Origin of the sequence: Prevotella nigrescens (assembly GCF_031191185.1) — a bacterium.
In the GTDB taxonomy this organism is placed as follows: domain Bacteria; phylum Bacteroidota; class Bacteroidia; order Bacteroidales; family Bacteroidaceae; genus Prevotella; species Prevotella nigrescens.
Map to the genome: position 1 here is coordinate 275334 of NZ_CP133464.1, position 15349 is coordinate 290682.

General features: G+C 48.8%; 8 protein-coding genes and 3 rRNA genes. 7 read left to right on the top strand and 4 right to left on the bottom strand.

Annotated features, from left to right (window positions below; genetic code table 11):
- Nucleotides 1-3: 3 nt before the first annotated feature.
- Complete coding sequence (locus RDV52_RS01010; RefSeq protein ID WP_004367578.1) at nt 4-1959, top strand: NAD(+) synthase; 1956 nt, start codon at nt 4-6, stop codon at nt 1957-1959.
- 27 nt (nt 1960-1986) lie between these two features.
- Nucleotides 1987-2496 carry a hypothetical protein gene (locus RDV52_RS01015; RefSeq protein ID WP_004364691.1) on the top strand — a complete coding sequence of 170 codons (510 nt, stop codon included), beginning with the start codon at nt 1987-1989 and terminating at the stop codon, nt 2494-2496.
- 102 nt (nt 2497-2598) lie between these two features.
- Here RDV52_RS01015 and RDV52_RS01020 read toward each other — a convergent pair whose 3' ends face one another.
- A complete protein-coding gene (locus RDV52_RS01020) occupies nt 2599-3492 on the bottom strand; it encodes a hypothetical protein (RefSeq protein WP_004367579.1) in 894 nt (297 codons plus the stop codon).
- A gap of 158 nt (nt 3493-3650) precedes the next feature.
- Here RDV52_RS01020 and RDV52_RS01025 point away from each other — a divergent pair, with 158 nt between their 5' ends.
- The gene (locus RDV52_RS01025; RefSeq protein ID WP_004367580.1) at nt 3651-4067 is read left to right on the top strand and encodes a hypothetical protein; all 417 of its coding nucleotides are present in this window, start codon (nt 3651-3653) and stop codon (nt 4065-4067) included.
- A 158-nt stretch (nt 4068-4225) separates the two neighbouring features.
- Here the strand turns inward: RDV52_RS01025 and RDV52_RS01030 are convergent, their stop codons facing one another.
- From RDV52_RS01030 to RDV52_RS01040, 3 genes are all read right to left on the bottom strand, one after another.
- Nucleotides 4226-4639, bottom strand: a complete 414-nt coding sequence (locus RDV52_RS01030) for a hypothetical protein (RefSeq protein ID WP_223381213.1) — start codon at nt 4637-4639, stop codon at nt 4226-4228.
- Between the two features lie 70 nt (nt 4640-4709).
- A complete protein-coding gene (locus RDV52_RS01035; protein WP_004367582.1) occupies nt 4710-5078 on the bottom strand; it encodes a hypothetical protein in 369 nt (122 codons plus the stop codon).
- Entirely contained in the window at nt 5063-5713 is a 651-nt protein-coding gene (locus RDV52_RS01040) for a hypothetical protein (protein ID WP_004367583.1), read from the bottom strand. Before RDV52_RS01040 ends, RDV52_RS01035 begins: the two co-directional genes overlap by 16 nt.
- A gap of 710 nt (nt 5714-6423) precedes the next feature.
- Between RDV52_RS01040 and RDV52_RS01045 the strand changes: the two genes are divergently transcribed.
- The 4 genes from RDV52_RS01045 to rrf all read left to right on the top strand — a co-directional run bounded on the left by RDV52_RS01045 (nt 6424) and on the right by rrf (nt 14910).
- On the top strand, nt 6424-9444 hold the full coding sequence (locus tag RDV52_RS01045; protein WP_040557222.1) for a T9SS type A sorting domain-containing protein: 3021 nt from the start codon (nt 6424-6426) through the stop codon (nt 9442-9444).
- Between the two features lie 439 nt (nt 9445-9883).
- Nucleotides 9884-11415, top strand: a 16S ribosomal RNA gene (locus tag RDV52_RS01050).
- 370 nt (nt 11416-11785) lie between these two features.
- Nucleotides 11786-14691: ribosomal RNA gene (locus tag RDV52_RS01055) — 23S ribosomal RNA — on the top strand.
- 106 nt (nt 14692-14797) lie between these two features.
- Nucleotides 14798-14910 (top strand): 5S ribosomal RNA (gene rrf / locus RDV52_RS01060).
- Together the 16S, 23S and 5S rRNA genes form the textbook arrangement of a ribosomal RNA operon.
- Nucleotides 14911-15349 lie beyond the last annotated feature (439 nt).

The following is a 15349-nucleotide window of genomic DNA, read 5'->3' on the forward strand; positions in this document are numbered from 1 at the left end:
CGAATGAAATACGGATTTATCAAAGTGGCTACGGCAATTCCGGAGGTAAGGATAGCCGACACTAAGTTCAATCTTGACGCTATTGAAAAGCAAATAATAGCTGCAGAAGGGCAGGGGGTTGAGATAATCGTCTTCCCGGAGTTCTGCATTACAGGCTATACATGCCAGGACTTGTTCCGACAACAACTGTTGCTCGACGACTCGGAGCACGCTATGATGATGCTGCTCGACTTTACCCGTCAGCTCGACATCATTGCCATTGTCGGCATTCCGGTGTGTGTGGGTCCGCTGTTGCTCAACTGTGCGGCAGTGGTACAGCACGGAAAGATAATCGGGATAGTACCAAAGACCTACCTTCCGAACTATGCAGAGTTCTACGAAAAGCGGTGGTTTGCATCAGCGCGCGACCTTTGTCCGACACAGATACACTACGCCGGGCAGACCGTGTTGGTTACACCGGCACGCCAGATATTCCGTACTGCCGACGGAGTTAAGTTCGGAATAGAGATATGCGAGGACATCTGGGCACCCATTCCGCCCAGCAACGCACTCACATTGGCAGGTGTGGAGATTATGTTCAACCTCTCGGCAAGCACCGAACAAATCGGCAAGCACCACTATCTCGAGTCTTTGCTGGCACAGCAGAGTGCCCGCACCATCTCGGCATACGTGTACAGCAGCTGCGGTTTCGGCGAAAGTTCGCAGGACGTAGTGTTCGGTGGCAATGCGTTCATATACGAAAACGGCAGTCAGATAGCCAAAGCCGAACGCTTTTCGCTCGACCCGCAGCTCGTAACAAGCGAGATAGACATAGAGAAACTGCGTACGGAAAGACGGTCGAACACCACTTTCGTAAACGCACAGAAGGACATGTATGTAGACCCAATAGGCGGTGTGCTGCCCGAAAAGACATACATTAACTGCCTGCCAAGGCAGAATGCGGAACGCGAATTTACCCTGACGCGCAAAATAAACCCACAACCTTTCATACAAAGCAGCCACATGGAAGCTGCTTGCGAGGAGGTTTTCAACATTCAGGTCATGGGTTTGGCAAAGCGTCTGGTACACACCCATTGCAAGAAAGTGGTGATTGGAGTGAGCGGAGGGCTCGATTCCACACTCGCATTGCTTGTATGTGTGCGTGCGTTCGACAAGCTGAAACTCGACCGGAATGGCATTCTGGCAGTTACGATGCCAGGGTTCGGCACATCGAAACGAACCTACACGAATGCCGTTGCACTGATGAAGGAGCTGGGAGTAGACACGAAAGAGATTAGCATAGTGCCGTCGGTGGTTCAGCATCTCAAGGATATTGGACACGATACAGTTACCCACGACTCTACATTTGAGAACGCACAGGCACGCGAACGCACCCAAATTCTGATGGATTTGGCAAACGAATACAACGGAATGGTGCTGGGAACGGGCGATTTAAGCGAACTGGCGCTGGGCTGGTGCACCTATAATGGCGACCACATGAGCATGTATGCCGTCAATGCAAGCGTTCCGAAAACGTTGGTAAGGCACCTTGTTACATACGTATCTGGCATGACCAAGAACGAAAAAGTGGCAGAAGCATTGCGCGATATAGTGGACACACCCATATCACCGGAGCTTACTCCGGCAGACGAAGAAGGGAAAATACAACAGAAAACGGAAGATTTTGTCGGACCATACGAACTTAACGACTTCTTCCTGTACTACTTCTTGCGACACGGTTTCCAGCCTTCAAAGATATATTTCCTTGCCAATCAGGCGTTTGCAGGCAAGTATGAGGCAGAAGAAATAAAGAAATGGCTGTACAATTTCGTCGGTCGTTTTTTCCGAAACCAGTTCAAGCGCTCTTGTTTGCCCGATGGTCCGAAGGTGGGAACGGTGAGTTTGTCGCCCCGTGGCGATTGGCGCATGCCGTCAGATGCCGACTGCACCAACTGGCTGGCAGAGATAGAACAGCTCTGAAACGCAGGTTTCGGGTAACAAAAAAGAATGAGAAGACTATTTTTAATACTTATATTATTCTGTATTGCCATATTGGGGAAAGCTCAATATGGCAATTATCTACAACTGACAGCCGTAGAACTGTTGCAATATCAGCAACAAAAGCTACGCAAAATGCCCACCGTTGCGCCCTTTAAACGCTACGGACTGAGGCGGATACGGGTTTCGAAGTATCTTGACGACAGCGATCCGAGGCATATCTGGGGCTGGCATCTGCAACCCAACGAGCAGTACGAAGTGTCTGAACCGCTCTATAAGCTATTCCGGAAGACCGACGAATCGTCGCTCGCCGTCATCGATACGCAAGGTGCGGGCATCGAAGTGGTGTTCTGGGACAAGAACTATTATCGGCGGTTTGCACAGCAATTGCGCAACATCGGCTTTGTCGTCAGCAACAGCAACACCGCTACGAACGTGCTGCAATTCCGCAAATCAGACACCACGGTGCATGTAGATGTAACCATTTGGCCCGATGTTTACATCTTAAAGGTAGAGTAAAGGCTTATGTTTTTGGTGTTTTTCCTATGTGTTCCAAGGCTTCCATTTCTCCTATGAACCTTAAAATTCATAGGAGAAATATAGTTTCTATCACCCTTTCTATTAAAAAGCGATGTTTATTCCAGCATTTATTGTGGTGTAATTCTTGCGCACCGGCACAATAGGAGCAGTATCGTAAATAAGGCGATAGGCACAATTCAAACCAATTTTCGGTGTAATATGGTAAGCTAAATCTATCGCTGCGCCGAATCGGGGTGTCTTAAAATAGCTGTCGGGACGAGCCTGATAGATGCCCGTTGTAATGATGTCCCAATGTGTTCCGAGCTTACATTTTATGCTGAACGACAGGTGGTGCTTTATGTATCGGCTGTAAGCGTGTGTCACTGTGCCTGCCGGTGGGTCGGGATACTCCCATTTTTCGAACTCGTAGAACAGGGCAGTGTTGGCAAACAGCAGCCAGTTTTTCGATTCAATAAACTTGTAACGTGCCTGTAAACCAGCGGAAAGCTTAAACGTCATGCCCCTGCTGCCTGCCCATTGCGACTCCATATAGGGATAGACTTCGAACCTATGCTGAAGCAAATAGCGGTATTCGGCATGCACATAGCCACCGCTCACCGTTATCTTTTTGCCGTAAGAAGAAAACTCAAACTTGTTTATAAGGTTGATGATACGCTTCCGCTCAATCAGCAAATTAAGGTTGGCAGTATTCTTGAACGTGAGTACGTTCTCCTTTTCTGTCTTGAAATCAAGCTCGGGTTGCAGCGAACCTTGTATTGTTTTCGTACTGTCAATATCCAAGGTAAGGTTCTCTGAGAAAAGCATTTGCCCGCGTGCATGCAGCGAAACGACTGCACAAAGCAACAAGAAGGCGCATCGTTTTGCGCCAATCCCCCTTTTGTGAACATGAAAAATAGACTGTGGCAAGAAACGAAGAGACCCCTTGTCCTCTTTCGTGTTGCAGGCATCGAGACTCATTTTTTTTCCCTGAACCATTCTTTAATATTCTTTTTTATTTGTTTTAGCAATTTTGCTGCAAAGATAAGTATATTTTCTTGAATAAAAGTAAAACCGTTCTTGATATTTAAGACGGAAGTCTTGTCTGTCCAAGAAATAATATCTACCTTTGCAGCGAAAGTTAAATTAATAAAATTATGAAAAGATTTCTTTTAATAGGGATAATGGTTTTGTCGGCTGCCTGTGGCTTTGCACAAAGCGCAACGAAAGTGAACAACCTGAAGGAACAGCAGAAAGTGCTGGACCTGACCTCCAAGCTGAACAAGCTTCAGTTGGACTATGAGATGGCAAAAGCCGACTATAATGATGCCAGCGAGAAGGCTGCCAGTGTCAATGCAGAGGCAAATACGGTTACGACCGACTTTAATACGTCTGACGCAACAAGCACTGTAAAGGATGCAAAAGACACCATTGAGAAGCTCAAAGCAGCGAAAGACGCCAACAAGAAGTTGGCAAAGGCACAGAAGAAGCTGAGCAAAATGGAGAAGAAAATTGCCAAATTGCAGTCGCGCATAGACGAATTGAACAAGAAAATTCAGTTCGTAGAACAATAGAACTCGCAACGAATGCTGTGTTACAAGTACACTTAAGTTAGAACACAGTTATTATTGTAATTTGTCCCCGATACGCTTTTCCTTGACGAAGCAGTATCGGGGATAATCTTTTCTGCCTATGTAGGGGCGCAATTTATTATGTTCCTAACACCACGAAATTAATTTATTGGATAGAGGAACGCAATAAATTGCGCCCCCTGCGACGTGGGTGCGGTTTCTACATAAAATCGCTCTGATTTTGTTAAGAAAGTTTCGTTAAAAACTAACATCTGCGCTTCGGCATTGCAAAAGCGGCTGTTTTGCACTGCAAAAGAGCCGCTTTTACCACACAAAACCCATTGTTTTGCAATGCCATACAACTGTTGTCGCAATGTGCTGACAGAGAGCCTTTTACGCAATGGCTGCGTTTGCGAAAAATGTTTACGGCTCTGTTGCCTTCCTTGCGTTCGTAAGATGGAGTGTTTTCTTAGGTTCTGTCTCTCCTGACATATCCGTGTTCGGCAGGCTTCAATCAGTGCGAAGACGGCAGAAACATCCCATTTCATGAATCGCGTTGAACCTGAAATGAGCAATTAAGGTGGTGTTTAAGCTGATTTACACCTTATATATATAAGGTGATAGAGTACTCTCGTCTTTCAGATGCTATGCCTTTGTATATAGAATTTCGATGTCGCCGTCTACGAATCCGGTGGCTACGGCGGTGCAGCCCTTCAGTTTGTCGGCATGTTTTCCCTCTGAAAGGTATCTCTTCAGGCAGCCGGAAACGGTGGAAAGCATTTCCTCCCAGTCGCCTTTGCTTTTCAATACAAGCGGATTTTCGCGGGTCTCGAAGTCTGTAAGCTCGTCGCAAGCCCAGTCTTCGTCCTCTTCGTCGAAGCTCTCTGTGCCGACAACCTCCATTGAATAGAGGGCATCGCCGTCTTCGTACAGGTTGAACATCACGGCAACTACATCGTCCGGAAAGTCCTGTTGCAGGACTTTATCTATCCATTTTTCTATTTTCTGATACATTGTTTATTTGTTTTATTCATGTCTCCGTGTGCTTCCTGCATATATTTATAGAAGTTCCGGTAGACGTTTTCAATCGATTTCTGCGTGTATTGGTCGTACCATGGCATTTGTGCCCATTCGGTTGTGGACAGGGAAGTAGGTATTTCCTCATACTCATATTGTGAATAGGGGTCGGTCAATTTCTGACTTTTCATGTCAATCAGCTCGCCTCGCTGGAACTTGTCAATCAGTTCCTCCATGTAATCAAGGTACTGCCCGACGGCATTCACGAGCTTTGACAGTTGTTCTTTGCTGACGTCTTTAAGGTCGAACACATTGGAAACCTCGTTCTCCTGGTTATTGATGTCATACACAAAGAACCAACCTTCCTCGCCATCTGGGTGCTGATAGCAGATGCGCATGTGTATTGTTACGTCTATATTCTCGTCTATGGCATTCCATGAAAAGGTCTGATAGTCGAGTTCTATTCGGAAAATGCCAATTTTCTTGTACATGTCGTGCTTGGATTTGCGGTATTTGTAGCCGCGGTCGGCAAAGGTTTCGCCCACCAGCGCATAAAAATCCTGATAGATTTCCCGCACGCTGTGCCCTTCTTGGTGCAGAATGGGGCGGTCGGTCAAAGTTTTTTCTTCCATGAAAGGTCGTCTTATGTCTTTACGTTTTCTGCGGCAAAAATAGCTAATTCCGCCGATAAATACAAAGATATGTCTATATTTTTTATGTTGTGCATAGCTGTTTATAGGGGCACGACATGGTATTCAGGAAACCTTTGTTGCTTTTGTTAATGATAGCTGTGTCTGCACAGACTTTGTAAAGATAATTCCGTTGAAAAGCGATGGCTTCGTTTCGTCATTGCGAAAACGGCTGTCTTGCAATGCAAAAGAGCCGCTTTTGCCACACAAAACCCATTGTTTTGCAGTGCGAGACAACCGTTGATGCAATGTGCTGACAGCGAGCCTGTTGCCCAACAGCTGCGTTTATGAATAATATTTACACTCCTGCCGTCTCCTTTTTGTTGCAAAATGGAGCGTTTCCATTGGGTTTCCTCCGTCTTCTTTGTAAGCTGTGGCAAATCCGCCACACCAGCAAGACGAGGTTGTGTACACGTCCTTGTTTTGTGTATAAATATTGCTATTATATAAATTTTCTCGAAAAGTGTTTGTTTTATCAAATATTTTGTTTATCTTTGTGGCGTATCAGAATTTCTTTATTTGGGTTGTATGCAGTGCAAAAGTAAACGAAACGCTGGTATATGTGAGCATAGAGCAATCCTAAACACTCTAATTGCTTGCTTTTTTAGAGAGTTATATAATTGCTGAATTAAAGAACTAAAAACGTAATTATTATGAAAAAAGCATCTTTATTAATCTTGTTGCTGTCCTTTTTCTGTAGTATGCAGGCAGCCGATGTGAAGATTTTAGGTGACAACACCTATTCTTTAGCCATCTCTCCGAATGGCAAATACCTTGTCGGATATAATCCGACTAAAACTCGATCGGGGATTGGAACAGAGAGTTTCGTGTATAATGTAGGCAGCGGAAGCCTGCAATGGATAACAAAGGACATTACGGACGATTGGGAAAAATGCGGTATATTTAGAGATGTGAACGACAATGGAATGCTGTGTGGGTCGGTAAAGGACATTAACCACTATGTGGACTTCTACGGAACGAATGCTCCTACCAACATTGCAGCCGTGTTTGAGAACGGAAAAATAGCGAAACTGCCTTACGGAACGCTGGACATGAAGAAAATTAAACAGCACGAGGACGGCACTTTTGCAGTAGGACTGTCGGGCGATGGCAATATTGTCGTGGGATATTGCAAGTGTTCCAACTTTGCATACGCCTATCCGCTGAAATGGACTCGTGATGCAAGTGGCGAGTGGAAGACGGAAATACTGCCCTTGCCCGATGGTTATGAGTATGGGCTTGCAGTCAATGTGTCGTCTGATGGACGCACTATTGCGGGGCTGGCAATTGCTGGCGGAAGATCAATAGCCTGCTATTGGATTGACGGAAAGTGCAAGACGGTGAGCTGCAAAGACGAAGATGCCAAACTGGCAAAGCTGGAACAGATGCGCATGATAGACATGAGTCCCAATGGCAAATACTTCATTTTCTCGCTTTCCAGTATGTCAGATTACCGTCTTTTCGAAGTTGAGAAAGGCACATACCGCACTTTGCCAACCTTTGAGCGTAACGAACAGATGCGCGTACCAACCGTTGCAGACAATGGCGACGTGTTCGGTGCAGTAACTTACGGCTCTATTGCTGCAGGCGGAATGTCGTATCGGGATTTCTGGTACCAGTATTCATCTAACAGAATCTTCGACTTCACCTATTATCTCTATCTGTTCAATCCGCAACTGAAGTTGCCGTTCCCATTGAATTATGAAGCCCAGGTACAGGCATTCCCTGCTGCAGTGTCGGCAGATGGCTGTGTCATAACTGGCAATAAAGACGTTAATATAGCGTTCGGACAGACTCCTAACGCATGGATATTGGACGTGAACAAACGAGAGGCCGAAATTCCTGCAACCCCCGAGAAACCGAAAGGAATTTCAACAAGGCTACAACAAGTACAGCTTTCGTGGAAGAAGGACAAGACAAACTATAAGTCGTTGACGCTGAAAGGGTACAATGTGTATTGCGATGGAGAGAAAGCGGTAAGTCTGAGCGATTTGGAAGACGAGATGAAAGTAACCCTGGAAAATGTTTATGCAGGCTATCGCAAGTTCTCAATCGAAGCTATATATGCCGACAAGCAGGGGAAAGAGATGCTCTCTCCACGTTCGAATGCTAACGAAATAGCCATTCCGGAGAACTATTCGTTCCCACTTTTCGAGAATTTTGAGAAGGGTTCGCTGCGGGCTAACTATTGGACGGTAGAAAAGGAATATGGCGACGAGTCAGACACAGAATGGCTGGTGGCAGCCCAGGTAGGGCATAACGCCTCAATGGGACTGTCGTCTGGCGCATGCACATTCCACCCTTACTCGTCAAGTGTCGTGAGCCGTCCGATTGATGCAGCCAAGGCAAGCAAGGTGAAATGTTCGTTCCTGGTTCTTTGTAACGAGGAATTTGGGCAGGGAGGCAAGGAGACAGACCCGACCAAAGATACGCTTAGCGTTGAATATACCATAGATAACGGAAAGTCATGGCAGGTAGCTAAGGAGTGGACAGTGAAGGAATTGCCACACCAGGAAGGCATCATGTCGTTCGATTTGACGAAGCAAGTTGCCGGGAAAGAATTCCAGATAAGATTCCGCAAGCACGGAAAGGGTGGCATAAGCTATTATTTCTACCTCGACAACATTATGATTGGAAGTACCGCCGACGCCGAAGCTCCTAAGGGATTCACGGGTAAGGTGATGGACAAAAGCGTATTCCTGATGTGGAAGAATAGCAGGAACAGCTATTTGCTCAACTATCTTTTCGAACCGGAAGCACCCGGATACACACTGGGTAATGAAGGGAAAGAACTTATCGGAGCCAACAAATTCACGCAGAACGAGCTTGTTCCATACCACGGGAAGTACCTCACTTCGGTAACAACACACCTTAATTATTACGATGATGTGGACGGAGAGAAAGGTATTCATGCTTCTGTCGTAGTGTTCGAAGATGGAAAACTTATCTACGAACAGGAGATGGAAAACATCAAATTCAACGAAAATACAACCCAGAAACTCAATAAGCCCATCAAGATAGACAGCTCAAAGGAACTGATTGTAGGTATTAAGATTCACGATTATGATGCCGGTCAGATTCCTTTGACCTACGAAAGTTCGCAATATAGCGTAACGGGCAAGAGCGATATTTACTCTGAAGACAACGGCAAGACATGGCAAACCGTGTACGACTTCTACGATGGGGATCCTCAGATGGGCTCTTGCTGCTGGCGAATAACGGGCAACGTAACCGACGGTCCCGACGATGTTATAGGAGAAGAAGACAACAATCTTGTTGGCTACAACATCTTCCGCAATGGTGTCCAGCTGAATAATGTCTGCATTCCTTACGAAACAACGCGTTACATTGACAGACAACCGCTCGACAAGGCAGAATATGTCGTCGTGGCATACTATAATGACGGAAAGGAATCCATGGCGTCAATACCGTTCATAGCAGACCTGACCAGTGGAATAGCTCCGTTGGTAGACAAGTCAGTCTTGTCGGTAGACCGAACTGCAATAAGGTTAAATGCAAAGGGAACATTGCGACTCTACTCTGTTGATGGACACTTTATTGCCAAGGGAACCAAAGGCATTATTCCGTTAGGAGGCATTCCTTCAGGCATTTACATCGTATTGGTAGAATACAATAACCAAAGATTTGCCCAGAAAATTATTATCAACAACTAAACGAAAGTGAGGCAATGAAACGAGAGGGGCTGGGTGCGTGAAACACTCATGCCCCTCTAATAGTCCCCTATATAATATAAGGTGCAAAGTCGTTCTACTTGTTAAGGAACTTAAAAATATTATCTTTTCTAAATATTTCTTAGCGAAAAGTTTGGTTGTTATTATTTTTTGTCCTACCTTTGCACTCGCTTTTACGGCCGGTGCGTTTGTCGTGCCGTCGTTGGGCATCGTTCTTTGATAGGATTTACATGGACAGAGAGTAGTACGAGAAGCGTCTGCCGCTCCTTTCGGGACGGCAGATGGGTAAAAGAAACGACCTTGTCATTTTTTAGGTGCATGAACTTGATGCCAATTGATAATTGGTCCCGGGCAGATTACGGGACGGGGGATTCCGATGGCCTTCTTGCCATTCGTGTTCCCGTTCCATGAGAGATATTTTACAATGGAGAGTTTGATCCTGGCTCAGGATGAACGCTGGCTACAGGCTTAACACATGCAAGTCGTGGGGAAACGGCATTATGTGCTTGCACATTCTGGACGTCGACCGGCGCACGGGTGAGTATCGCGTATCCAACCTGCCCCTTACTTGGGGATACCCCGTCGAAAGACGGCCTAATACCCGATGTGTTTCATTGACGGCATCCGATATGAAACAAAGGTTTTCCGGTAAGGGATGGGGATGCGTCTGATTAGCTAGTTGGCGGGGCAACGGCCCACCAAGGCGACGATCAGTAGGGGTTCTGAGAGGAAGGCCCCCCACATTGGAACTGAGACACGGTCCAAACTCCTACGGGAGGCAGCAGTGAGGAATATTGGTCAATGGACGCAAGTCTGAACCAGCCAAGTAGCGTGCAGGATGACGGCCCTATGGGTTGTAAACTGCTTTTATGTGGGAATAAATTGGCGCACGTGTGCGCCATTGCATGTACCTCATGAATAAGGACCGGCTAATTCCGTGCCAGCAGCCGCGGTAATACGGAAGGTCCGGGCGTTATCCGGATTTATTGGGTTTAAAGGGAGTGTAGGCGGTCTGTTAAGCGTGTTGTGAAATTTAGGTGCTCAACATTTAACTTGCAGCGCGAACTGTCAGACTTGAGTACACGCAGCGCAGGCGGAATTCATGGTGTAGCGGTGAAATGCTTAGATATCATGAGGAACTCCGATCGCGAAGGCAGCCTGCGGGAGTGTTACTGACGCTTAAGCTCGAAGGTGCGGGTATCGAACAGGATTAGATACCCTGGTAGTCCGCACTGTAAACGATGGATGCCCGCCGTTGGCGCCCTGCGCCTGCGGCCAAGCGAAAGCATTAAGCATCCCACCTGGGGAGTACGCCGGCAACGGTGAAACTCAAAGGAATTGACGGGGGCCCGCACAAGCGGAGGAACATGTGGTTTAATTCGATGATACGCGAGGAACCTTACCCGGGCTTGAATTGCAGTCGCAGCCCACAGAGACGTGGGCTTCCCTTCGGGGCGTCTGTGAAGGTGCTGCATGGTTGTCGTCAGCTCGTGCCGTGAGGTGTCGGCTTAAGTGCCATAACGAGCGCAACCCCCTTTCCCAGTTGCCATCGGGTGATGCCGGGCACTCTGGGGACACTGCCACCGCAAGGTGCGAGGAAGGTGGGGATGACGTCAAATCAGCACGGCCCTTACGTCCGGGGCTACACACGTGTTACAATGGCCGGTACAGAGGGACGGTGCAATGCAAGTTGCATCCAATCTTGAAATCCGGTCCCAGTTCGGACTGGGGTCTGCAACCCGACCCCACGAAGCTGGATTCGCTAGTAATCGCGCATCAGCCATGGCGCGGTGAATACGTTCCCGGGCCTTGTACACACCGCCCGTCAAGCCATGAAAGCCGGGGGTGCCTGAAGTTCGTGACCGCGAGGAGCGACCTAGGGCAAGACCGGTGATTGGGGCTAAGTCGTAACAAGGTAGCCGTACCGGAAGGTGCGGCTGGAACACCTCCTTTCTGGATGGGACTTTTACAGGCTGGCATTTTCTGCATGGCGCGTTGCGCCTGCAGCATGAACCGTCAGGAAGTTTCTCTTCTTGTGCTATCGTCTTTGTTCTGCAATATAAAGATAAACAAGGAAGACAAGGTTGGAGGCCTGCGGCTATGGTTCAAGTCCATTGTCTTCACTCATCATGTTGCACCGTCCACGACGTTGCATTTATGGTATCGTTCTTTGACATGTTGACACAGGCAAGACTGTAGATAAATTAGCTTCTTCCCTCTTTTTTGGGAAGCAAGCGCATAGATTTCAAGATACAGCTGAAAGTATGAGCATGGGCATGCCGCATGGCCGTATGGCCATGTGTTCTTTTGCATGCCGCATGAATGGAAAGTAACTAAGGGCGCATGGCGGATGCCTTGGCTCACGGAGGCGATGAAGGACGTGTCAAGCTGCGATAAGCCCCGGGTAGATGCAAGCAATCTCTGATCCGGGGATTTCCGAATGGGACAACCCAGCACTCTGAAGGAGTGCTATCCTGATTTTTGTTCAGGAGGCTAACGCAGGGAACTGAAACATCTTAGTACCTGCAGGAAAAGAAAATAAGTTAATGATTCCCCCAGTAGTGGCGAGCGAACGGGGAACAGCCCAAACCCACGACGTGGCAATGCGCCGTGGGGGTTGTAGGACCACGCCGTCGTACCCCGGGTGTGAGGAGAATGTTCTGGAAAGTTCAACCGTAGCGGGTGACAGTCCCGTATCCGAAGCATGATGGGGCGTAGTGGTATCCTGAGTAGCGCGGAGCACGAGTAATTCTGCGTGAAGCTGCCGGGCCCATCCGGCAAGGCTAAATACTCCCGTGAGACCGATAGTGTACCAGTACCGTGAGGGAAAGGTGAAAAGCACTCCGATTAGGAGAGTGAAACAGTTCCTGAAACCATGCGCCTACAAGCGGTCGGAGCATATTGTTGTATGTGACGGCGTGCCTTTTGCATAATGAACCTACGAGTTACCATGCCCAGCGAGGTTAAGGGGCTCAGCCCCGTATCCGCAGTGAAAGCGAGCCTGAAGAGGGCGTTCAGTTGGGTGGGGTAGACGCGAAACCAAGTGATCTACACTTGACCAGGTTGAAGTTCCGGTAACACGGAATGGAGGACCGCACGGATAAGCGTTGAAAAGCTTCCCGATGAGTTGAGTGTAGGAGTGAAAGGCCAATCAAACTTGGAGATAGCTCGTACTCCCCGAAAGGCATTTAGGTGCCGCGTGCGATGTTCTCCGTGAGAGGTAGAGCGACCGATAGGTCAAGAGGGCTTCACCGCCTGTCGCGACCTGACGAACTCCGAATGCTCACGGACCGTAGTCGTGCAGTAAGGGGGCGGGTGCTAAGGTCCGTCCCCGAGAGGAGAAGAATCCTGACCGTCGTCTAAGGTCCCGAAATTCTGTCTAAGTTAGTCTAACGAAGTCTGGTCCCGGTGACAGCTAGGATGTTGGCTTGGAAGCAGCCATTCATTCAAAGAGTGCGTAACAGCTCACTGGTCGAGGGTCCGGGCGTGGATAATAATCGGGTATGAAGTCAGATACCGAAGGCGCGGGATAGCATTGTATATATAAAGTATCGGTAGGGGAGCATTCCATGTGCGCAGAATGGTGATGGTGACAGATCCTGGAGCGCATGGAAAAGCAAATGTAGGTATGAGTAACGATAAAGGGGGTGAGATTCCCCCTCGCCGCAAGACTAAGGTTTCCCGGGCGATGCCAGTCAGCCCGGGGTCAGTCGGGTCCTAAGTCCCAGCCGAACGGCGAAGGCGATGGCATACACGGTGAACATTCCGTGACTTGCCCATTCAGCGACGCGGAGACGGAGCAGTGACACTGTCGCGCCCTTACGGACATGGGCGTTGAAGGCTTTAGGCTGTGATGGGTGCAGGCAAATCCACACCCAGAGCTGATGGCCGATAGTACGGTCCTCCCCCCGGGGCGGACCGACAGCACAGGTAACCATACTTCCAAGAAAATCCGCTAAGCTCAATGTTTGGGCAACCCGTACCGCAAACGGACACACGTAGTCGGGTAGAACATACTGAGGCGTTGAGAGATTCATGGTTAAGGAACTAGGCAAACTGACCCCGTAACCTCGGGATAAGGGGTCCTCGTTTTTTACGAGGCGCAGAGAATAGGTCCAGGCAACTGTTTAACAAAAACACAGGGCTGTGCAAACTCGCGAGATGACGTATACAGCCTGACACCTGCCCGGTGCCGGAAGGTTAAGAGGAGGGCTCAGACGCAAGTCGAAGGCCTGAATTGAAGCCCCGGTAAACGGCGGCCGTAACTATAACGGTCCTAAGGTAGCGAAATTCCTTGTCGGGTAAGTTCCGACCTGCACGAATGGTGTAATGATCCGGACGCTGTCTCAACCATGATCTCAGTGAAATTGTAGTATCGGTGAAGATGCCGATTACCCGCGATGGGACGAAAAGACCCCGTGAACCTTTACTGCAGCTTAGCACTGACCTTGGTCATCCGATGTGTAGGATAGGCCGGAGGCTTCGAAGCGCGCACGCCAGTGTTCGTGGAGCCATCCTTGAAATACGGCCCTTTGGCTGTCCGGGGTCTAACCCGCCGTTGCGGGGACACTGCTTGGTGGGCAGTTTGACTGGGGTGGTCGCCTCCAAAAGCGTAACGGAGGCTTCCAAAGGTGCCCTCGGGCCGATTGGTAACCGGCCTCATTGAGTGCAATGGCATAAGGGCGCTTGACTGGGAGGCAGACATGCCGAGCAGGCAGGAAACTGGGGCATAGTGATCCGGTGCACGTGTATGGAAACTGCATCGCTCAAAGGATAAAAGGTACTCCGGGGATAACAGGCTGATCCCCCCCAAGAGCTCATATCGACGGGGTGGTTTGGCACCTCGATGTCGGCTCGTCACATCCTGGGGCTGGAGAAGGTCCCAAGGGTTGGGCTGTTCGCCCATTAAAGTGGCACGCGAGCTGGGTTCAGAACGTCGTGAGACAGTTCGGTCTCTATCTATCGTGGGCGCTGGAGTTTTGCGTGGTTCCGCCACTAGTACGAGAGGACCGTGGTGGACAGACCTCCGGTCTGCCGGTTGTGCCGCCAGGTGCACCGCCGGGTAGCCGAGTCTGGCATGGATAAGCGCTGAAAGCATCTAAGCGCGAAGCCTTCCGCAAGATTAGAACTCCTCATTAGGGTCGTCACAGACGATGACGTCGATAGGGTGCAGGTGTATAGACGGCGACGTCACAGCCGAGCACTACTAATAGCCCGAAGCTTTCATTCCGCCTGCCCTTGCTTGCGGCAGTGTCTCTATGCCTTTAGAAACAGTTTCTCTTGCCCGTGTCACGGTCACCCTTACGGCGTGCATTCCGGCACGCCTGCGATTTTTTCGGGTGGTCATTGCGCCGGGGTTCCACCTCTTCCCATTCCGAACAGAGAAGTTAAGCCCGGTTGCGCCGATGGTACTGCAATGCAATGCGGGAGAGTAGGTAGCTGCCTTTTTTTATGCGGGTCCTGATTACGAAGGTAGTCAGGGCCCTTTTGTTTTCCCCGGTATAAGTGTTGTATAATGGGTGCAGGTATTTTAATGAGTATTATCAAAACGCTTGTTCTTCTTACAAAAAGACTTATATTTGGGTGTTCAGGGTTCCTTGCGCCTGCATGGTTTTCGGGTGGGGGCTGTGTAAGGCAGGACGGATTCCTTTCTTTGGTATCCATGAATGTTGTATTTTTGCTGTGTGCTACAGTGGGGGCAGAAGTTCGGTGGGGATTTCTTGCAGGACAAGGGACTGGGAGAGAGCTCCCCTTCATATTGATATCTCCCCACTCTCTTGGACAGATGGGACAACTGCCATCATTGAGCTTTTAGTTCTTTGACTGCGGTTGCTCTTCACAAGATGGTGATGGGACTTTAACGGAATGGTGTTTTGACACACCATCA

Excerpts from the sequence above, each read along its gene's own strand:
- RDV52_RS01010 (WP_004367578.1), top strand. The coding sequence starts at position 4 with ATGAAATACGGATTTATCAAAGTGGCTACGGCAATTCCGGAGGTAAGG.
- RDV52_RS01015 (WP_004364691.1), top strand. The coding sequence starts at position 1,987 with ATGAGAAGACTATTTTTAATACTTATATTATTCTGTATTGCCATATTG.
- RDV52_RS01020 (WP_004367579.1), bottom strand. The coding sequence starts at position 3,492 with ATGGTTCAGGGAAAAAAAATGAGTCTCGATGCCTGCAACACGAAAGAG.
- RDV52_RS01025 (WP_004367580.1), top strand. The coding sequence starts at position 3,651 with ATGAAAAGATTTCTTTTAATAGGGATAATGGTTTTGTCGGCTGCCTGT.
- RDV52_RS01035 (WP_004367582.1), bottom strand. The coding sequence starts at position 5,078 with ATGTATCAGAAAATAGAAAAATGGATAGATAAAGTCCTGCAACAGGAC.
- RDV52_RS01040 (WP_004367583.1), bottom strand. The coding sequence starts at position 5,713 with ATGGAAGAAAAAACTTTGACCGACCGCCCCATTCTGCACCAAGAAGGG.
- RDV52_RS01045 (WP_040557222.1), top strand. The coding sequence starts at position 6,424 with ATGAAAAAAGCATCTTTATTAATCTTGTTGCTGTCCTTTTTCTGTAGT.